The 18,825-nt window shown below is 71.3% G+C and carries 18 protein-coding genes and 1 pseudogene; 7 read left to right on the forward strand and 12 right to left on the reverse strand.

Features of this window, described 5'->3' with window-relative positions; genetic code table 11:
* Positions 1–55: 55 nt before the first annotated feature.
* Genes ABZT06_RS05055 through ABZT06_RS05065 form a run of 3 tightly spaced genes read right to left on the reverse strand, consistent with a single transcriptional unit; the run spans position 56 to position 3,253 of the window.
* Positions 56–1,057 (reverse strand): NAD-dependent epimerase/dehydratase family protein, encoded by a 1,002-nt coding sequence (locus tag ABZT06_RS05055; RefSeq protein WP_355734949.1) that lies wholly within the window; start codon positions 1,055–1,057, stop codon positions 56–58.
* 52 nt (positions 1,058–1,109) lie between these two features.
* Positions 1,110–2,567 carry a HAMP domain-containing sensor histidine kinase gene (locus ABZT06_RS05060; RefSeq protein WP_355734952.1) on the reverse strand — a complete coding sequence of 486 codons (1,458 nt, stop codon included), beginning with the start codon at positions 2,565–2,567 and terminating at the stop codon, positions 1,110–1,112.
* Complete coding sequence (locus ABZT06_RS05065; RefSeq protein ID WP_355734955.1) at positions 2,564–3,253, reverse strand: response regulator transcription factor; 690 nt, start codon at positions 3,251–3,253, stop codon at positions 2,564–2,566. The genes ABZT06_RS05060 and ABZT06_RS05065 overlap by 4 nt, the downstream gene beginning before the upstream one ends.
* Before the next feature lie 165 nt (positions 3,254–3,418).
* Between ABZT06_RS05065 and ABZT06_RS05070 the strand changes: the two genes are divergently transcribed.
* The 3 genes from ABZT06_RS05070 to ABZT06_RS05080 are packed head-to-tail and all read left to right on the forward strand — an operon-like array spanning position 3,419 to position 6,210.
* Positions 3,419–4,759: a ferredoxin reductase family protein gene (locus ABZT06_RS05070; protein ID WP_355734958.1), complete on the forward strand. Its 1,341-nt coding sequence runs from the start codon at positions 3,419–3,421 to the stop codon at positions 4,757–4,759.
* Between the two features lie 10 nt (positions 4,760–4,769).
* Positions 4,770–5,480 (forward strand): FMN-binding protein, encoded by a 711-nt coding sequence (locus ABZT06_RS05075; RefSeq protein ID WP_355734960.1) that lies wholly within the window; start codon positions 4,770–4,772, stop codon positions 5,478–5,480.
* A gap of 7 nt (positions 5,481–5,487) precedes the next feature.
* On the forward strand, positions 5,488–6,210 hold the full coding sequence (locus ABZT06_RS05080) for an FAD:protein FMN transferase (protein ID WP_355734963.1): 723 nt from the start codon (positions 5,488–5,490) through the stop codon (positions 6,208–6,210).
* A 66-nt stretch (positions 6,211–6,276) separates the two neighbouring features.
* On the opposite strand, the gene ABZT06_RS05085 is transcribed toward ABZT06_RS05080, so the two are convergent.
* Complete coding sequence (locus ABZT06_RS05085) at positions 6,277–8,310, reverse strand: glycosyltransferase family 39 protein (RefSeq protein ID WP_355734966.1); 2,034 nt, start codon at positions 8,308–8,310, stop codon at positions 6,277–6,279.
* 262 nt (positions 8,311–8,572) lie between these two features.
* On the opposite strand from ABZT06_RS05085, the gene ABZT06_RS05090 reads away from it, so the two are divergent.
* The 3 genes from ABZT06_RS05090 to ABZT06_RS05100 are packed head-to-tail and all read left to right on the forward strand — an operon-like array spanning position 8,573 to position 11,054.
* Positions 8,573–9,703 (forward strand): ABC transporter ATP-binding protein, encoded by a 1,131-nt coding sequence (locus ABZT06_RS05090; RefSeq protein WP_355734969.1) that lies wholly within the window; start codon positions 8,573–8,575, stop codon positions 9,701–9,703.
* Complete coding sequence (locus tag ABZT06_RS05095) at positions 9,700–10,389, forward strand: ABC transporter permease subunit (RefSeq protein ID WP_355734972.1); 690 nt, start codon at positions 9,700–9,702, stop codon at positions 10,387–10,389. Before ABZT06_RS05090 ends, ABZT06_RS05095 begins: the two co-directional genes overlap by 4 nt.
* Positions 10,386–11,054 carry an ABC transporter permease gene (locus ABZT06_RS05100; RefSeq protein WP_355734975.1) on the forward strand — a complete coding sequence of 223 codons (669 nt, stop codon included), beginning with the start codon at positions 10,386–10,388 and terminating at the stop codon, positions 11,052–11,054. The genes ABZT06_RS05095 and ABZT06_RS05100 overlap by 4 nt, the downstream gene beginning before the upstream one ends.
* 35 nt (positions 11,055–11,089) lie before the next feature.
* On the opposite strand, the gene ABZT06_RS05105 is transcribed toward ABZT06_RS05100, so the two are convergent.
* Genes ABZT06_RS05105 through ABZT06_RS05120 form a run of 4 tightly spaced genes read right to left on the reverse strand, consistent with a single transcriptional unit; the run spans position 11,090 to position 15,248 of the window.
* On the reverse strand, positions 11,090–11,692 hold the full coding sequence (locus tag ABZT06_RS05105; RefSeq protein ID WP_355734978.1) for an ATP/GTP-binding protein: 603 nt from the start codon (positions 11,690–11,692) through the stop codon (positions 11,090–11,092).
* Positions 11,679–12,095, reverse strand: a complete 417-nt coding sequence (locus ABZT06_RS05110) for a DUF742 domain-containing protein (RefSeq protein WP_355734981.1) — start codon at positions 12,093–12,095, stop codon at positions 11,679–11,681. Before ABZT06_RS05110 ends, ABZT06_RS05105 begins: the two co-directional genes overlap by 14 nt.
* 19 nt (positions 12,096–12,114) lie before the next feature.
* The gene (locus ABZT06_RS05115) at positions 12,115–12,591 is read right to left on the reverse strand and encodes a roadblock/LC7 domain-containing protein (protein WP_123992249.1); all 477 of its coding nucleotides are present in this window, start codon (positions 12,589–12,591) and stop codon (positions 12,115–12,117) included.
* A complete protein-coding gene (locus ABZT06_RS05120) occupies positions 12,588–15,248 on the reverse strand; it encodes an ATP-binding protein (RefSeq protein ID WP_355734985.1) in 2,661 nt (886 codons plus the stop codon). The genes ABZT06_RS05115 and ABZT06_RS05120 overlap by 4 nt, the downstream gene beginning before the upstream one ends.
* 368 nt (positions 15,249–15,616) lie before the next feature.
* On the opposite strand from ABZT06_RS05120, the gene ABZT06_RS05125 reads away from it, so the two are divergent.
* Positions 15,617–16,582, forward strand: coding sequence for an ABC transporter substrate-binding protein (locus ABZT06_RS05125; RefSeq protein WP_355734988.1), 966 nt, complete (start codon positions 15,617–15,619; stop codon positions 16,580–16,582).
* A gap of 76 nt (positions 16,583–16,658) precedes the next feature.
* On the opposite strand, the pseudogene ABZT06_RS05130 reads toward ABZT06_RS05125, so the two are convergent.
* The 4 genes and pseudogenes from ABZT06_RS05130 to ABZT06_RS05145 form a co-directional block, all read right to left on the reverse strand.
* Positions 16,659–17,327 (reverse strand): annotated as a pseudogene (locus tag ABZT06_RS05130) (ROK family protein); the annotation flags it as partial.
* Between the two features lie 132 nt (positions 17,328–17,459).
* Entirely contained in the window at positions 17,460–18,053 is a 594-nt protein-coding gene (locus ABZT06_RS05135) for an ATP/GTP-binding protein (RefSeq protein WP_355734991.1), read from the reverse strand.
* Positions 18,040–18,399, reverse strand: a complete 360-nt coding sequence (locus tag ABZT06_RS05140) for a DUF742 domain-containing protein (protein ID WP_355734993.1) — start codon at positions 18,397–18,399, stop codon at positions 18,040–18,042. The genes ABZT06_RS05135 and ABZT06_RS05140 overlap by 14 nt, the downstream gene beginning before the upstream one ends.
* A gap of 1 nt (position 18,400) precedes the next feature.
* The gene (locus ABZT06_RS05145) at positions 18,401–18,823 is read right to left on the reverse strand and encodes a roadblock/LC7 domain-containing protein (RefSeq protein WP_030313681.1); all 423 of its coding nucleotides are present in this window, start codon (positions 18,821–18,823) and stop codon (positions 18,401–18,403) included.
* Positions 18,824–18,825: the final 2 nt, after the last annotated feature.

The following is an 18,825-nucleotide window of genomic DNA, read 5'->3' on the forward strand; positions in this document are numbered from 1 at the left end:
TGATGCCGCCCGCGGCCGCTTTCTTTCACGGGCGGCACCACCGGTCCACCGCGGGCTACCCGTCCCGCATCCCGGCGCCCGCGAACTCCCGCATCCCCTCGGCGAATCCGACCTCCGCCTTCCACCCCAGCTCCGCCCGCAGCCGCGCCGAGTCCGCCGTGATGTGCCGTACGTCCCCGAGGCGGTACTCCCCGGTGACCACCGGCTCGGGACCGCCGTACGCCTCGGCCAGCGCGCGCGCCATCTCGCCCACCGTGTGCGGCTCACCGCTCCCGGTGTTGTACGAGGTGAGCGCGCCGCCCCTCGAACTCGCCTCCAGCGCCGCCACGTTGGCCGCCGCCACGTCCCGTACGTGCACGAAGTCCCGGCGCTGACCGCCGTCCTCGAAGACGCGCGGGGCCTCGCCGCGGGCGAGCGCGGAGCGGAAGAAGGAGGCGACCCCGGCATAGGGGGTGTCGCGGGGCATGCCCGGCCCGTACACGTTGTGGTAGCGCAGCGCCACCGCAGAACCGCCCGTGGCCCGCGCCCAGGACGCCGCCAGGTGCTCCTGGGCGAGCTTGGTCGTCGCGTACACGTTCCGAGGGTCGACCGGGGCGTCCTCGCCGACCAGACCGGGGGCGAGGTCCGCGCCGCACCGCGGGCACGGCGGCTCGAAGCGCCCCGCGTCCAGGTCGGCGACGGCGCGCGGGCCCGGCCGTACCGTCCCGTGCCGGGCGCAGGTGTACCGGCCCTCGCCGTACACCACCATCGACCCCGCGAGCACCAGGCGCCGGACCCCGAGTTCTGCCATCGCGGCGAGCAGGACCGCCGTACCGAGGTCGTTGTGGGAGACGTAGTCCGGGGCGTCCGCGAAGTCCACGCCCAGGCCGACCATCGCGGCCTGGTGGCACACCGCGTCCACTCCGGTCAGGGCGTGGCGGACGGCACCGGGATCCCGTACGTCGGACGCCGGGTCGGCCCGGACGTCGTACAGGAGGGGTTCGTGGCCGTGGGCCGCGAGTGCCTCGACGATCCGGGACCCGATGAAACCGGCACCGCCGGTGACCAGTACGCGCATGCCCTCACGCTAGGGCCGTGACCGGCCCGGACGACCGGAGCGCGCCCGCACGTCACGGCTTCGTAAGACTCAGCGGCAGCGACACCGTGAAGACCGTCGAGCCGGGCTCGCTGGAAAGCCCGATCGTGCCGCCGTGCGCCCGGACCAGGGAGCTCGCCACCGCGAGGCCCAGGCCGCTGCCGCCCCGGTCCCGGCTGCGGGCCTTGTCGACGCGGTAGAAGCGGTCGAAGACCCGCTCCTGGTCGGCGGCTGGGACACCGGGGCCCGCGTCCGCGATCCGCACCTGGGCGTGTCCGTCCCGGACCCGCACCCCGACCGACACCTCGGTGCCCGCCGGGGTGTGCACGGCCGCGTTGGTGAGGAGGTTGTCGAGGACCTGGCGCACGCGCTGCGGGTCGAGGCGCAGCTTCAGTGCCTGTGGGCCCTCCTCGAACGACAGCGGATGGTCCGGGTGGCTCGCGCGAAAGGCGTCGGCCGCGTGCTCCACCAGCTCCACCAGATCCACCTCGGCGGGCCGGAGCGGGGTCTCCACCTCCGCCGCGTCCAGTCGGGCGAGCAGCAGCAGGTCGTCCAGGAGGAAGCCCATCCGGGCGGCCTCGGCGCGCAGCCGGGCGAGGTGCTTGTCGCGCTCCTCGGGGGCGTTGGCGGCCGCGTACTGGAAGAGGTCCGCGTAGCCCCGTACCGACATCAGGGGCGTGCGCAGCTCGTGCGAGGCGTCCGCGACGAACCGGCGCAGCCGCTGCTCGGCCTCCGCGCGGACCGCGAGCGAGTCGTCGATGTGCTCCAGCATGGTGTTGAAAGCCGTCCGCAGCTCCTCGACCTCCGGACCGCCGCCCCGTTTGTCGGCGCGCAGCGGCAGCCGGGACGCCGTCTCGCTGAGGTCGTGCAGGGCGATGCCGTGCGCGGTGTGCGCCATGTCGCTCAGCGGCTTCAGACCGCGCCGCAGCAGCTTGCGGCCGACCACGACGAGCGCCAGCAGGGCCAGCCCGAACGCGATCACCTGGACGGTTATCAGCCGCCGCACGGTGTCGTCGATGTCCGCCAGCGGCGCGGCGCTGACCAGGACCACCCCCGGCTCGACCTCGCACGCGCGCAGCCGGTAGTCGCCGGCGCCGCCGAGGTGCGCGGTGCTCAGGATCTCGGTGTGCGCGGCGCTCTGCGCCCCGGCGAGAGCGGTGAAGTCACCGACGTCCGCCGGCAGGTCGCCGGGATCCTCGGGCTTGCGGAGCCGGGGGGTGCCGTCGGAGACGTCGTACACGGCGTAGAACCAGCTGTAGTACTTCTTGCCGGAGAGCGTGCCGTAGTCGGCGATGCTCTTGGACTGGGCGATCTGGGCCTGCGCCAGCTGCGTGTCCAGCTGGGCCGACAGATAGTCCCGCATGTACGTGGTCAGCGCGGTGCCCACGACCGCGAACACCACCAGGGCCAGCGCCCCGAGGCCCAGCGCGAGACGGGTACCGAGCCGCATCCTCCGGTACGCCGACCGCACCCGGGCGAAGAACGACCTCATTCGGCCGCCTGCCGGACCACGTACCCGAAGCCCCGCACGGTGTGGATCAGCGGCTCGCCCGTGTCGTCCAGCTTGCGGCGCAGCCGGCTGACGACCAGCTCGACGACGTTGGAGCGGCCGCCGAAGCCGTACTCCCACACGTGGTCGAGGATCTGCGCCTTGGTGAGCACGGTCGGCGACTTGCGCATCAGGTACCGGAGGACCTCGTACTCGGTCGGGGTGAGCGTGAGCAGCTTGTCGCCGCGCCGCACCTCGCGGGTGTCCTCGTCCATCGTGAGGTCCGCGACCCGGAGCACCGAGCGCTGGAAACCGGGCCCGGTGCTGCGCCGCAGCACGGTCCGCAGCCGGGCCATCAGCTCCTCCACCGCGAACGGCTTGACCAGGTAGTCGTCCCCGCCCCGGGTCAGCCCCGCCACCCGGTCGGCGACCGCGTCCCGGGCGGTGAGGAACACCACGGGCACCATCGTGCCCGAGCGCCGCAGCCGGTCCAGGACACCGAAGCCGTCGAGGTCGGGCAGCATCAGGTCGAGCACCACGATGTCCGGCCGGAACTCCACGGCGCGGCTGAGCGCCTCCTCACCGGAGTTGGCGGTGACCGCCTCCCAGCCCTCGTAGCGGGCGACCGTCGCCACGAGATCGGCGATCGGCGGGTCGTCGTCCACGACGAGGAGTCGTACTTTTTCCACCCGCTCATAGTGCTTCACAGCGGCCGGAAAGCCAGAGCGGGGTGGGGCCCGCGGGCACATCGATAAGCTCTTGAAAGTTGTACGACAGCTGATCGACAGCTCCCGCCGGAGAAGCTCGGTTGTCCACCCGGTTATCCAGAGGCCCCGACCAAGGAGCTACGACCCGTGACGACCGTCCAATCGCCCCCTGCGCCCCCCACGGCGATCAAACGCCCCAGGGTGGTGGCCCGCACCGGGCTCTACGCCGTGCTGGCCGCCAACGCGGCCGTGGTCGCCTTCTTCTTCGCCCAGGCGGGCTTCGCCTCCAACGCGCTCATCGTGCTCGGCCGCCTCACCGGCCTGTACGCCGCGCTCATCATGGCCTTCCAGCTGGTCCTGGTGGCCCGCCTGCCCTGGCTCGACCGCCGCATCGGCATGGACCGGCTGACCTCCTGGCACCGCTGGACCGGCTTCGGCATCCTGTGGACGCTCCTCGCGCACGTCGTCTTCATCTCCTTCGGCTACGCCCAGGGGACGGACGTCGGCCCCGTCGGTGAGGTCGTCGACCTCGCCGAGACCACCGAGGGCGTGCTCCGCGCGGTCGTCGCGTTCTTCCTGATCCTCACGGTCGGCGCGGTCTCGGCCCGCTACGCCCGGCGCCGCCTCGCCTACGAGACCTGGCACTTCATCCACCTGTACACGTACGTCGCCGTGGTGCTGGCCTTCACCCACCAGGTCTCCGTCGGCACCACCTTCACGTCCTCGTCCGCCGCCACCGCGTACTGGTACGGCGTCTGGGGCGTGGCCCTCGGCTCGGTCGTCCTGGGCCGCGCGGTGCTCCCGCTGTGGCGGAACTGGCGCCACCAGTTCCGGGTCACGGCCGTCGTGCCCGAGAACGACAACGTCGTCTCGATCTACATCAGCGGCAAGGACCTCGACCAACTGCCCGCCCGCGCCGGTCAGTTCTTCCTGTGGCGCTTCCTGACCGCCGACCGCTGGTGGCAGGCCAACCCCTTCTCCCTCTCCGCCGCCCCCGACGGCAGGACGCTGCGCCTGACCGCCAAGGCCGCCGGCGAGGGCAGCGCCGCCCTCCGGCACGTCAAGGTCGGCACCCGCGTCTTCGCCGAGGGCCCCTACGGCGCCTTCACCGCCCTGCACCGCACCCGGCCCGAGTCCGTGCTCATCGCCGGCGGCGTCGGCGTCACCCCCATCCGGGCCCTCCTGGAGGAGGTGCAGGGCCACGCCGTCGTCATCTACCGGGTCGGCTCCGACCGCGACGCCGTCCTCTACGACGAGCTGCGCGACCTCGCGGACGCCAAGGGTGCCGAACTCCACCTGGTCACCGGACCGCCGGTGCCCGACAAGCTGGCGGCGAGCGAGCTGGCGCGTCTGGTGCCCGACATAGCCCACCGGGACGTCTTCCTGTGCGGACCGCCCCCGATGATGAACGCGGTCCTGGGCAGCCTGCGCGAACTGGACGTGCCCAAGCCGCAGATCCACTTCGAGCGCTTCAGCCTGGCGGGATGAGGAACTGACCGTGAAACGAGCCATCCCTGTCGTCGTCCTGAGCATCGCGGGCCTGGTCCCCGTGTGGCTGTACCAGCCCTCGGCCGGCTCCTCCTCCGTCCAGGCCACCACGCCGGCGCCCTCTTCCTCTTCCTCTTCCTCGTCCTCGGGTTCCTCCGGTACGAACGTCGTGACGAGCTCGACGATCAGCACCGAGAAGGGCCCGGTCCAGCTCCAGGTCACCTTCGACGGCACGAAGATCACCGCCGTGAAGATGCTCCAGCAGCCGGACCACCCGCAGACCACCGCGGCCGTGCCGAAACTGATAGCGGAGACACTGGAGGCGCAGAGCGCGGACATCGACACCGTGTCCGGCGCGACCATCACCAGCGAGGCCTACAAGAAGTCCCTCCAGGCCACGATCGACGACAACGCGAAGACGGCGTCGGCGGCCTCGTCGTCCCCCTCCCAGTCCCCGGCTTCCTCGCAGACCGTGGACGGCACCGCGGTCGACACCGAGAAGGGCACCGTCCAGGTCCAGGTGACCTTCGAGGGCGACAAGATCAGCGCCGTGAAGATGCTCCAGCAGCCCGATCACCCGCAGACCACCGCGGCCGTACCGAAGCTGGTCGCGGAGACGCTTGAGGCCCAGAGCGCGGACATCGACACCGTGTCCGGCGCCACCATCACCAGCGGGGGCTACAAGGAGTCCCTCCAGGCCGCGATAGACGCGAAGGCATGATGGTCTGATGCACCGCGTCGAACACGTCATGGGCTTCCCGGTCTCGCTCCGGGTCGACGACGAGCACGTCCCCGACTCCGCGACGGACGCGGTCTTCGCGTGGCTGCGCGAGGTGGACGCCCGGTTCAGCCCGTTCAAGGAGGACAGCGAGGTGTCACGGTACGACCGCGGCGAGCTGTCCGCGGCCGACCTCAGCGCGGACCTGCGCGAGATCCTCGACCTGTGCGAGCACTACCGGGTCGCCACCGGGGGCGCCTTCGACGTACGCCTGCCCGGCCGCCGTCTCGACCCCTGCGCGGTGGTCAAGGGCTGGTCGGTGCAGCGGGCGGCGGAGCTGCTGACAGCGGCCGGCGCGACCCGGTTCGTCCTCAACGCCGGCGGTGACGTGGTCGCCGCGGGCGGCCCCTGGCGGGTGGGCGTACGCCACCCCGAACACGCCGACAAGCTGTGCACGGTTCTCTCGCTGGACAGCGGGGCGGTCGCGACGTCCGCGCGTTATGAGCGGGGCGACCACATCATCGACGGCCGGACCGGGCTCGCGGCGACCGGGCTGCTGAGCCTGACCGTCGTGGCGCCGACGCTCACCGAGGCCGACTCGGTCGCCACGGCGGCCTTCGCCATGGGTCCCGAGGGCGTCGACTGGGCGGCCTCCCTGGAGCGCTGCGAGGTCTTCGCGGTGGACGCGGAGCGACGGGTGCTGCGTACGCCCGACTTTCCCGCGGCCGCCTGAACGGACACCGACGAGGGCGGGCCGCCGGTTGTTCACCGGCGGCCCGCCCTCTGTGCTGCGTGGGCGTCAGCCGACGTCGGAGGCGTCCAGGCGGTACAGCCCGCTGTAGGCGCTCACCGCCGTGCCGTTCTTCTTGACCCAGGTGGAGATCTCGGAGTTCGTGGACTGGCCGCCGCCGCTGCTGATGACGATGTAGTGCAGCTCGCCGGACTTCACGAGGCTCTTGAGCTTGGCGAGGGTCATGGCATTGTCGGAGCCGGACCAGCCGCCCATGGAGATCACCGGCTCACCGGAGTCCAGGATGAGCGAGGAGGCGGTCTGGTCGGTGGCGACCGCGACCAGCCAGGTGGCGCCGTCCTGGTTCTTCTTCAGGTACGAGATCATCGCGGAGGAGACCTGGGTGTCGCCCATACCTCCGGCGGTACGACCGGACGGGGACTGGCTGGTGCTTCCCGTGCCCGTGCTTCCCGTGCCGGTCGGGGGCCGGTCCATGGACTGGTCGCCGGAGCCGGTGGAGCCGCCGCCCGGGCCGCCGCTCCCACCGGGGCGCTGGCCGCCGCTCATGCCACCCGTGCTCGGACCGGCCGTCGGGTTGGTGCCGTTGGTGCTGGACGTGGCCGCCGACACCGAGTACGCGGCGGGACCGGCGAGCAGAGCGACGACCGCGGCCAGTGCGGCGACGCCCGTCAGCCGCTGCCGCGCGGTGAACCGGCCGAGCAGCAGCCCGATCACCGCGACCGCACCCGCGGCACCGGCCACCACCTCGGCGACCGTGTACAGCGTCCCGGAGCCGGAGACCCGCTGGAACAGGACGACCGCCCACACCGTGCTGACCGCGAGGGCCGCCGGCAGCACCCAGCTCCACTTCGCCGCCGCACCCTCACGGAAGGCCTTGTAGAGCATCACGCCGCCGATACCGGCCAGGGCCGCGACGCCGGGTGCCATGGCGGTGACGTAGTACGGGTGGAAGGTGCCCTCGGCGAGCGCGAAGGTCAGGTAGTGCAGGACGAACCAGCCGCCCCACAGCAGCAGCGCCGCCCGCTTGGCGTCCGTACGGGGAGCCCGGCCGCGCAGCACCAGACCGCCGACCAGGGCGATCAGCGCGAAGGGGATCAGCCAGGAGATCTGGCCGCCCATGATGCTGTTGAACAGCCGGTACAGCCCCGCCTCGCCGCCGAAGCTCGCGCCGTTGCCCTGCGAGCCCACCGAGGAACTGGCCCCGAAGATCCGGCCGAAGCCGTTGTAGCCGATGACGAGGTCCCACACGGTGTTGTCGGTGGAGCCGCCGATGTACGGCCGGGAGGACGCCGGGATGAGGTCGACGACCACCATCCACCAGGCGCTGGAGACGACCAGAGCCACCGTGCCGACGGCGAGGTTGCGGACCCGGCGGCCGAGGGAGCCCTGCGCGGCCCACAGGTGGACGAGGAAGAAGACGGGAAGGACGACGTACGCCTGCATCATCTTGGTGTTGAACGCGAAGCCGATCGCGACCCCGGACCACACCAGCGGCATCAGCCGTCCGGTGCGCACGGCCTTCATCAGCGCGGCCGCGCCGAGCAGCATCAGGAAGACCAGGACCGGGTCGGGGTTGGTGTCCCGGGTGATGGCGACCGTGATGGGCGTCAGGGTGAGCGCGAGCGCCGCGATCGTGGCGGCGACGGCGCCGAAGTCCCGCTTGACCATGCGGTACAGCAGCGCCACCGAGCCGGTGCCGACCGCGACCATCGGCAGCGTCAACTGCCAGGTGCCGTACCCGAAGGCCCGGGCGGACAGGCCCATCACCCAGAGGGCGAACGGCGGTTTGTCGACCGTGATGAAGCTGCCGGAGTCCAGGGCGCCGAAGAAGAACGCCTTCCAGCTCTTGGTGCCGGAGTAGACGGCCGCGTCGTAGAAGGTGTTGCCGGTCAGGGACGACAGGTTCCAGGCGTACAGCACCGTGGCCAGCACCAGGACCGCCCAGAGAGCGGGGCGGGCCCAGCGTGGGTCCTCCGGGGCACCGGTGAACAGTCTGCGCAGCCGGCTGCCCGCGGCGGGCGGCGCGGCCCGGTGCCGGCCGTCCTGGGTGGTCGGCGCGGGCGGTGGGGCGAGGGTCGTCATGGCACGTACTCCAGGTCTCCGAGCGGTGGTTGTGACGACCGTCGAGCCCGGTGCTGGGCGACTCCTGTGACTTCGCTGAACGAAGGATGAGAATCAGGGAACTCACAGGATGCCCACAGCCGTTTCGCCCGTCATGCCAAGGACCGGAGGTCTGGACTCCGTTCGAATGTCTGCAACACAAGCGGTCTAGACTCTGCCGGACGGCCTGCTGGACCGGCCGAATACGGACGACTTCTGCCAGACCCGAAGGGTATTCGGCGCTTTGATACGGATAGATTCAGTCACCAAGCGGTACCCGGACGGGACGGTGGCGGTCGACCGGCTCTCCCTGGAGATCCCCGACCGCTCGATCACGGTCCTCGTCGGTCCCTCGGGCTGCGGCAAGACGACGACCCTGCGCATGATCAACCGGATGGTCGAGCCCAGCGAGGGGACCATCCTGATCGACGGCAAGGACAGCCGGCAGCAGCCGGTCAACACGCTCCGCCGGTCCATGGGGTACGTCATCCAGAACGCCGGGCTCTTCCAGCACCGCACGATCGTCGACAACATCGCCACCGTGCCCCGGATGCTGGGCTGGGGCAAGGACAAGGCGCGGGCCAGGGCCCGGGAGCTGATGGAGCGGGTCGGGCTCGACGGCTCGCTCGCCAAGCGGTACCCCTACCAGCTGTCCGGCGGACAACAGCAGCGCGTCGGTGTGGCGCGGGCGCTCGCCGCCGATCCGCCCGTGCTGCTGATGGACGAGCCCTTCTCGGCCGTCGACCCCATCGTCCGCAAGGGGCTCCAGGAAGAACTCCTGCGCATCCAGGACGAGTTGGGCAAGACCATCGTCTTCGTCACCCATGACATCGACGAGGCCGTCAAGATCGGCACGATGGTCGCCGTGCTGCGCACCGGCGGCAAACTCGCCCAGTACGCGCCGCCCGCCGAACTGCTCTCCAGCCCCGCCGACGCGTTCGTCGAGGACTTCCTCGGCACCGACCGCGGCATCAGGCGGCTCTCCTTCTTCACCTCCGCCGGACTCCGGCTGCTCACCGGCCCGGTCGTCGCCGTCGACGCCACCGCCGAGCAGATCGCCGCCCGCGGCACGGCCGACGCGCCCTACCTCCTCGTCACGGACGTGGACGGCAGGCCCCTCGGCTGGAGCGAGCCGCGGGACCTGACCGCCAAAAGCGTGGACACGGCCCGACTGCTGCCGTACGGGCGGCCGTTCGTCGCCGGCACCGACTCGCTGCGGGCCGCGCTGGACTGTGCCGTGCTCTCGCCCACCGGGTGGGCCGTCGGCGTCGACGCCGAGGGGCGGGTGGCCGGGGTGGTCTCCCAGCAGGCCATCGGCGAGGCGATCCGCGGGGCACACGCCGAGGGCCGTACGGACTCCAAGGTCAGTCCATGAACGGCTTCTTCGACATTCCGAGCGACCTCCAGCACAGCTGGCTCGGGCTGATCGGGCTGCACCTGAGGGAAGCCCTGCTGCCGGTCCTCGCCGGGCTGCTGATCGCCCTGCCGCTGTCCCAGCTGTGCGTGCGCTTCCGGTGGCTGTACCCGCCCGTGCTGTGGGTGACGACCGTGCTGTACGCGATCCCCTCGCTGGCCTTCTTCGTGGTCCTCATCGACTACACCGGCCAGACCGAACTCACGGTGATGATCCCGCTCACCGTCTACACGCTCGTCATCCTGGTCCCGGCGATCGTCGACGGCGTCCGCTCGGTGCCGCAGGAGACCCTGGCGGCCGCGACGGCGATGGGCTTCGGCCCCGTACGCCGTTACCTCCAGGTCCAGTTGCCGATCGCCGTGCCCGCCATCATCGCGGGGCTGCGGGTGGCGACCGTGTCGAGCATCTCCCTCGTCAGCGTCGGCGCGCTCATCGGCAACCAGGGGGCGCTCGGCAACCTCATCAACGACGCCAACATCTACAACCGGCCCGAACTCGCCGTGAACGCCGTGGTGACCATGGCGGTCCTCGCGATCCTCGCCGACGGGCTGCTGGTCGTCGTACGACTGCTTCTGACGCCGTGGATGCCGAGCGGCGCGCGTGCGCGGCGCGCGCAGCGGCCCGAACCGGAGGTCGCCGCCCGGTGAGCATCCTCAACTTCATCAACGCCTTCTTCAGCGACAGCGCGCACTGGCAGGGCTACGACGGCATTCCCACGAGGCTGGGGGAGCACGTCCAGTACACGCTGCAGGCGCTCGCCATCGCCGCGGCGATCGGACTGCCCGTGGGGCTCGTCACCGGGCACTACGGGCGGGGCGGCAACGCGCTGGCCTTCATCGCCGTCGCCGGGCGGGCCGTGCCCACCTTCGGTCTGCTGGTGCTGATGACCCTCTCGCTCGGGTTCGGCCTGATCAACGTGATGATTCCGCTGGTCGTGCTCGCCGTACCGCCGATCCTGGTCACCACCTACGAGGCGATGCGGTCGGTGGACCCGGCCCCGGTGGACGCGGCCCGGGGCATGGGCATGCACGAGGTGGAGGTGCTCTTCCGGGTCGAGCTCCCGGTCGCCCTTCCGCTGATCCTCGGTGGGCTGCGGTCGGCGGCCATCCAGATCGTGTCGACGGCCACGATCGCCGCGTACGTCTCTCTGGGCGGGCTCGGCCGGTACATCGTGGACGGCCTCTACCAGCGCAACTACGAGAAGGTGGTGGGCGGGGCCGCGCTGGTGGCGTTGATGGCGCTCGTCACGCTGGCGGTGTTCTGGGGGATCACCCGGCTCACGGTGTCGCGCGGGGTGCTCAGGAGCAACTAGGCGCAGGGCCGGGGGAGTTCACCCCCCGGCCCTCGTCACGCCTGGGTGCGGGCCAGCGCCTGCTCCAGTACGACCAGCAGCGCGTCCCGTACCGAACCGCGCTCCCTCGCGTCGAAGACGATCACCGGAACCCGCTCGTTGACGTCGAGGGCCCACCGGACCTCGTCCAGGGTGTGCTCGACCCTGCCGTCGAAGGCGTTGACGGCGACGGCGAACGGGATCTGCTTGTGCTCGAAATAGTCGACCGCGGCATAGCAGTCGTCGAGGCGGCGGGTGTCGACGATGACCAGACCGCCGAGCGCCCCCTCGACGATGTCGTCCCACATGAACCCGAACCGCTCCTGGCCCGGCGTGCCGAACAGGTACAGCTTCAGGGTCGGGTCGACGGTGATGCAGCCGAAGTCCATCGCGACCGTCGTCGTGGTCTTGCGCGGGGTGTGGCTGAGGTCGTCCACGCCCGCGGCGACCTCGGTGATGGCGGCCTCGGTGGTCAGCGGCTCTATCTCGGAGATGGAGCCGACGGCGGTGGTCTTGCCCACCCCGAAGCCGCCCGCGATCACCATTTTGACCGGCAGCGGCGGTCGTACGGCGGCGGAGGGCGCGGCCGAGGGCCGGGTGGCCGGTTCAGTCGGTGTCACGGAGTACCCCTCGGGAGTCGGGGATGGCGCGCAGGCCGTCGATGAGCCTGCGCAGGACGGAGGCGTCGTGGGTGACGTCGGTGTCAGGCACGTGCACCGTCAGCTGACCGGCCGTGCGCAGGTCCTCGGCGAGGATCCTGACCACGTTCAGGTGCAGCCGCAGCCGGGCCGCGATCTCCGCGATGGACTGCGGGATCCGGCACGCGGCGACGATGTCGTGCTGTTCGAAGGCGAGCCGGTCGAGCACGGCGAGTCCCTCGGCGGTGGCCACCACCTGGGTCTCGACGGGCATCGTCCGGCCGGACGGATCGGGTGCCACCCGGCCGGCGGTGACGAGGAACGGCCGTACGGCGGGCGCGGGACCGCCCGGCTCCGGGTTCGGAGGCGTGCTGCCGTCCGCCATGACTGCGCTTCCTCCTCGGTCAGCGCTTCGACGTGGCGCCGACGCTGTTCTTCAGTTCGAGTACGAGCTGGGGGCTGAGCGCGGCACCGGCGCGGTTCGCGAACAGCGTCATCTCGTACGCGATGTTGCCGAGCTTGGCCTCCTTGTCGGTGACGACGCCGAGCACGGCGCCGCTGCCGATCGCGGAGACCAGCACATGGCCGCCCTCCAGGTCGATGATGACCTTGTTGAGGCCGCCGAGGCCGTAGTTGCCGGAGGCTCCGGCGGCCAGGCTCGTGATGCCGGAGACGATCGCGGCGAGGCGCTCGGAGTCCGCGTGCTCGCGCAGCTCCGACACGGCGATGAGCAGCCCGTCCGAGGACACGGCGATGGCGTCGACGACGCCCGCCGTCTCCGTCGCGAAACGGTTCAGCAGCCAGGTGAAGTCGGCTGCGGCGGCCTGCAGGTCGGCGGGCGTGGTGCCTTCCGTAGGCGTGTCACCTGTGGACGTGCTCACTGCTCCGCTCCTTCCGGGGAGTGGTTCTGGTCGTGCGGGGGGTTGGATGCGGTCTGGCGGGTTTCCACGCCGGCCTTGTCGTCGGCGAACGCCGGTCTGGTGTGGCTGCCGGTCTCGCTGTCCCGGTGGGCGCGCTCCACGGCCGCCTCGAACTCGTCGAGCGCGTCGCGTACGGCCTCGGCGTCGGCGGGCGGGAGCGGTGCCTTCTTCGGTACGGCGTCGGCGCCGACGGTGGTCCGCAGGGTGGCACCGCGGACGCGGCGGCGCAGCGGGCGGGCGGCCTCGCCTCCCTCGCCGTCCCCGGGGTCCTCGCCGGTGCGCGCCTTCGGGATGAACGGGGGTGTGGGGGAGGAGGGTTCGCTGTCGCGGTGGGGGACCCGGCGGGGGAGGGGGGCGTGAGCGCCGTCGCCTGAAGCCGTTCCTGTGACGCCGGGCTCGGTGGCTGCGGCACTCCGGGTCGTCGGGTCCGGTGCTGCCTCCTGGCCGGACTCGGGCCGTACGGCCGTAGGACCTGTCGTGCGGACCGGATCCGGGGCCGGTGCCGGGTCCGGGCCGGTGTCCGAAGCCCAGGCCGGTGCCGGGCGCGTTGCCGGGGCGGTGGCGGTCGCCGGGACCGTACGGGAATCCGCCGCCGTACCCGACACCGCGCCGGCGGCGACCGCCATCGGGCTCATCGTCAGCAGGAGGGAGGAGGGGATGGTCACCTCGGCCGTCACACCGCCCCCCGGTGTGCGGGAGAGGACCACGCTCACCTCCCAGCGGCGCGCCAGCGTGCCGACCACGAACAGGCCGAGCACCTTCGTCGGGACGAGGTCGAGGCGTTCGCGGCGGATGAGGCGGGCGTTCTCCTCCTCCAGGCGCTCGGCACTCATGCCGAGACCGTGGTCGGAGATCACGATCAGCGCACCCTCGCGGCCGTCCTTGACGATCACCTCGACGGGGCTGCCGGCGGGTGAGAAGGACACGGCGTTCTCGACGAGTTCGGCCACCATCAGGGTGAGGTCGCCGATGATGTCCGGCTCGACCATCACCTCCGTGCCGACCTGGAGGGAGACCCGCTGGAAGCCCTCGATCTGGCCGAGCGCGGCGCGGACGACGTTGGTGAGGGCCAGCGGCCCGGAGCCGAGGCCGGTCTCGCGGATGCCGGCGAGCAGCATCAGGCTGTCGGCGTTGCGGCGCAGCCGGACCGCGATGTGGTCGATGCTGTAGAGGCGTTCCAGGAGCGCCGGGTCGGTCTCGCCGCGCTCGACCGCGTCGATCAGGGCCAGCTGCCGGGTGGTGAGGTTGCTGACCCGGCGGCCCACGTTGCCGAACATCTCGGCGACGTTGCGGCGGCTGAGCACCTGGCGTTCGAGGAGCGCGAGCGACGTGGTCTGCACCTGGTTGAACACGTCGGCGAGGTCGCCGATCTCGTCCTTCGCGGTGACCGGCATCTCCTGGAGCCGCGGCGGACCGTCGTCCTCGGTGTCGTCGTCGGCCACGCGGGCGAGCTCACGGCCCGCCACCTCGGCGACCTGCTTGGCGGCACCGGTGAGCGCCTGCACCGGGCGTACCACCGAGCGTCGTACGGCGACCGAGAAGGCGAGCCAGAGCACGAAGCCCAGCAGCGCCGATCCGAGCAGCCAGGCCGCGTTCGAGCGCGCGTCGCGGGAGGCGGTGTCGGCGCGGTCGGCGATCTGGTCGATGAGCGAGGTGGTGGTCTTCAGCCGGGTCCGGGCCTGGGCGCGGTAGTCCGGGTAGGAGTCGAGTGCCGTCTGGAAGGCGTTCTTGATCTCGGACGGGGTCTCCGCCTGGAGCGCGCCGGGGTCGATCTGGAGCTCGGCGTACTGCCGGGCGATCGTCGCCTGGGCGGTGTTGTGCTCGATGTCGCCGAGTTCCTCGGTCTGCTGCGCCGTGGCGAACCGGCCGAAGCGCTCGACCTGGTGCGTGTACTCGTCGTAGGAGCCGATCGCGCCGATCAGCTCGATGAGGGCGTTGGAGTCGCCGGTCGTCGCGGAGAACACGCCGGTCTCGAAGGAACCGTGCGCGGCGTCGGCGCGCAGCAGCGAGTCGAGCAGGTTGCCGGTGAAGGTGGCGGCGAGGGCCGGGTCGCGGTCGAGTCCGAGGCCGTCGATCAGGCCCTTGGCGGCGTCGCTGTAGGCCGGGTCGATGTTGTCGGCGGGGAGGTAGGACCGCTCGATGGTGTTGCGCAGGTCCTCGAGCCCGTCGACCTCGCGAAGGGCCTGGGCCTCCTCCTCGGGCAGCCGGTCGCCGAAGACCGCGTGGACCTTCTCGACCTGGTTGTTCACGCGGGTCTGGGCCTCGCGGTAGGCGGTCTGCGAGGGGGTGCGGCCGTCCCAGGTGGACTGGTGGCGCACGGAGAGCAGGACGGCCTGCTGGTGCTCGGCCTCCAGCTGCCCGACCAGCTTGGCCACCTGGGCGCTGTCCCGCACCAGCTGGGCCGCGTCCGACGCGTCCTGGGACTGGCCGACCTGGTCGGCGAAGAGATAGGCCAGCAGCACGGCGACCACCGCGAGGGGCACGCCCACCAGGATGTTCAGCTTGCGCCGGAACGGCCAGCGCTCGGCGAAGTCCCGCAGGCTCCGGTTGCCGCGTACACCGTCCCGGTACGGCGGCGGTGCCGACCGGGTGGACGCGTCCACCTCGTTCGTGGACACCAGCCCTCCTTCATGGGTGTCTCGGCCGACGCGCGAGAGCGCTCCTGACCGATTCTGATCGCTACGGGACGGTGCGTAGGGACACCTGGGTGGCTCCTGCACGCCTGTGTGACCGGCGCCAACTCCGGCGAGACTACAGCCTCTTCGGACAGCGCTTGTTGCCGCCCTGAGTCAAGAATCCGTTACAACCCGTACCGAGCCCCGCGTGCCGGTTTCGCGCTTCCTTCACAACCGGCCACAGGTTGACGCCAATTGTGACCAGGCCGGTCTTGACTGAGCGAGAACAGGCTGGATTGGATCAGTGCAAGGGCTTCCCTTCTCGAAAGCCCCGGCCCACCTTGCACCCCCTGAGTTCCGGAACGGGAATCGTGACTTCTACCGCCGCACACCGCAGGTCCATCAGGAAGAACCCCGGCGTGGCCGCCGTCGCGCTCGCCGCCGCCACGGTCCTGCTGGCGGGATGCGGGTCCTCCGACGACAACTCCGACCCGCTGAACGAGGACTCGGGAGCCGCCGCGAGCGGCGACACCGTCGTCGTCGGCTCGAACAACTTCGCCGAGAGCATCCTGCTCGCCGACATCTACGGCGAGGCCCTGAAGGCCAAGGGCGTCAAGGTCACCTACAAGCCCAACATCGGCAGCCGCGAGACCACCTACGGCCTGCTGAAGAACGGCTCCATCACCGTCCTGCCCGAGTACAACGGCTCGCTCCTCGCCTACCTGGACAAGGACGCGAAGCAGGAGTCGGTGGAGGCCGTGGACGCGGCGACCAAGGCCAAGCTCGACTCCAAGCTGACGCTGCTCGACTCGGCGCCGGCGGAGAACAAGGACTCGGTCACGATCAACGCGGACACCGCGAAGAAGTACAGCCTGACCACCGAGTCCACCCTCGCCGACCTCAAGGCCGTCGCCCCGAACCTGGTCATCGGCGGTTCGCCGGAGTTCCAGACCCGGCAGCAGGGTCTGCTCGGTCTCGAGTCGCAGTACGGCCTGAAGTTCAAGTCCTTCAAGGCCCTCGACGCGGGCGGCCCGCTGACCCAGGCGGCGCTGAAGAAGAACACCGTGCAGGCCGCGGACATCTTCACGACCGACCCGACCATCACCAAGGAGAAGTTCGTCGTCCTCCAGGACCCGAAGAACCTCTTCGGCTTCGCGAACGTGACCCCGCTGGTCTACAAGTCCGGTCTCGCCCAGGAGGGCGTGGCCGCGCTGAACGCGGTCTCGGCCAAGCTGGACACCAAGGCGCTGCTCGACATGGACACCCAAGTCCAGCTGGAGAACAAGGACCCGCTGGACGTGGCGAAGGCGTGGCTGAAGTCGAACGGGCTCGGCTGACGCGTCTCTCGTCGGACGGACCGAGTCGGGGGCGTGTCCCGGGAGTCTCCCCGGGACACGCCCCCGGACGCGAAGGTCACGTCCCGAGTTCCGCCCGTGCCCGGGCCGCCGCTCCCACCGCCACCGCGTCCTCGCCGAGCCGCGAGGGGACTACCCGCACCGGGTGCCCGCTGACCGGTGGTTCGGCGGCCAGGGCGCGCCGGATCGACGGTTCGAGGAGCGTCCAGGCGCGGCTGACGCCCCCGCCGATCACGACGGTGGTGACGTCCAGGAGCCCCGCCGTGACGAGGAGCGCGCGGGCGACGGCGGCCCCTGCCTCCTCGTACACGGCGAGCGCGTCCGGGTCGGCGGCCTCCGCCGTCGCGCGGGCGCTCACGGAACGTCCCGTCCGCTCGGCGTACCTGGCCGCGATCGCCCGTCCCGACGCCAGCGTCTCCAGATGACCGCGTCCGCCGCACGTGCACGGCAGGTCGCCGAACCCCGGCACGTGCCCGATCTCGCCCGCCGCGCCGTGCGGGCCGTCGTACAGCGGGCCGTCCAGCCACAGCGCCCCGCCGACCCCGGTCCCGAGCGTCATCCCGAGCACGTGCGGCTCGCCCGCGACCGCCCCCGCCGACGCCTCGCCGCGCAGGAACGCGTGGACGTCGTTGTCCAGGAACGCGGGCACCCCGAGCGCCTCCTCGAACGCGGACGTCACCGCGAACCCGGCCCAGTTCCGGAAGGAGTCGCTGGCGACCAGGATCTGCCGCGCCTCGGGCACCACCGTATCCGCCGGCCGATGTTCCCCTTCGACCGCGAGCTGCCCGAACCGGACCTGACGGCCCGACTGGTCGGTCCGCCCGACCAGGAGTTGACCGGACCGGACGAGTGAGCCCCGCTAATCGACGGCGGCGGCGATCAGCAGGTCCAGGAGGGCGATCAGCACGTCCCGGGACGACTCGCGTCGCCGTGCGTCGCACAGCACCACCGGGACGTCCCGCGGGAGGGCCAGGGACTCCCTGATGTCCTCGGCCGGGTAAGGGTGTTGCCCGTCGAAGCCGTTCACGGCGACGACGAAGGGGATGCGCCGGCGTTCGAAGAAGTCGACGGCGGCGAAGCTCGACTCCGGGCGGCGGACGTCGATGAGGACGACCGCGCCCAGGGCGCCGACGGCGAGGTCGTTCCACATGAACCAGAACCGCTGCTGGCCCGGGGTGCCGAAGAGGTAGAGCACGAGTTCGTCGCTGATGGTGATGCGGCCGAAGTCCATGGCCACGGTGGTGGCCCGCTTCTCCTCGATCCCGGCGAGGTCGTCGACGCCCAGGCCCGCGACGGTGAGGGGTTCCTCCGTGCGCAGCGGGGTGATCTCGCTGACCGAGCCGACCATGGTGGTCTTGCCGACGCCGAAGCCGCCGGCGATGAGGATCTTGACGGTGTCGGGTGCGGCGGGAGTACCGGCTGTCTCGGTGGGGAGCGTGTCAGAGCCGGCCAAGGCCTTCCCTCACTTTCTGCAACAGGTCCAGGTCCGGGGTGCGGGGCGAGACGGGACGCGGCGGGTGCGCGGTGATCAGGCCCGCCTCCAGCAGGTCGCACAGCATGATTACGACCACGCTGACCGGGAGGTCGAGCAGCGCGGCCAGCTCCGCCACGGCGACCGGGCGGGCGCACCGGCGCAGGATGCGGCTCTGCTCGGCCTGCGGGCGCGGGGCCCCTTCCGGTGGCGGGTCCACCGCGGTCACCGTCGTGATGAGGGTGAAGTCGGCACGGCTGGGCCGCGTCCGTCCGCGGGTCAGGGCGAACGGTCGCACCAGTCGGCCCGACGCGTCACTGTCGGTCACCTCACCCGCCGGTGGGGCCGATGCCGGCCCGTGGCGCCGCGCTGAGGTGCTCGCCGATCTTCTTCACCAGCATGTTCATCTGGTACGCCACGACACCGACGTCGGCGTTCGGCCCGGTGAGGACGACGAGGTGAGCGCCGGGTCCCGCGGAGGTGAGGATCAGGAAACTGTTGGCCATCTCGATGAGCGCCTGGCGCACCGGGCCGCCCCGGAAGTCCATGCTGACGCCCTTGCTCAGGCTCATCAGGCCGGACGCGGTCGCCGCCAGCCGCTCGGCGTCGTCGCGCAGGAACCCGGTGGACTTGCTGACGACCAGCCCGTCCTCCGAGAGCACGACAGCCTGCGTCACGTCGGCGACCCGCTCCACGAGTCCGGTGAGCAGCTGGTCCAGCTGGGTGTGCGTGGCGGGGGTGGGGCGTGTCATGG

The organism is Streptomyces sp. NPDC005483 (genome assembly GCF_040606035.1).
In the GTDB taxonomy this organism is placed as follows: domain Bacteria; phylum Actinomycetota; class Actinomycetes; order Streptomycetales; family Streptomycetaceae; genus Streptomyces.

Bases quoted from the DNA above. Each gene is read 5' to 3' on its own strand.
- ABZT06_RS05095 (WP_355734972.1), top strand. From the start codon at position 9,700: ATGAACGGCTTCTTCGACATTCCGAGCGACCTCCAGCACAGCTGGCTC.
- ABZT06_RS05060 (WP_355734952.1), bottom strand. From the start codon at position 2,567: ATGAGGTCGTTCTTCGCCCGGGTGCGGTCGGCGTACCGGAGGATGCGG.
- ABZT06_RS05145 (WP_030313681.1), bottom strand. From the start codon at position 18,823: ATGACACGCCCCACCCCCGCCACGCACACCCAGCTGGACCAGCTGCTC.
- ABZT06_RS05110 (WP_355734981.1), bottom strand. From the start codon at position 12,095: ATGGCGGACGGCAGCACGCCTCCGAACCCGGAGCCGGGCGGTCCCGCG.
- ABZT06_RS05085 (WP_355734966.1), bottom strand. From the start codon at position 8,310: ATGACGACCCTCGCCCCACCGCCCGCGCCGACCACCCAGGACGGCCGG.
- ABZT06_RS05080 (WP_355734963.1), top strand. From the start codon at position 5,488: ATGCACCGCGTCGAACACGTCATGGGCTTCCCGGTCTCGCTCCGGGTC.
- ABZT06_RS05055 (WP_355734949.1), bottom strand. From the start codon at position 1,057: ATGCGCGTACTGGTCACCGGCGGTGCCGGTTTCATCGGGTCCCGGATC.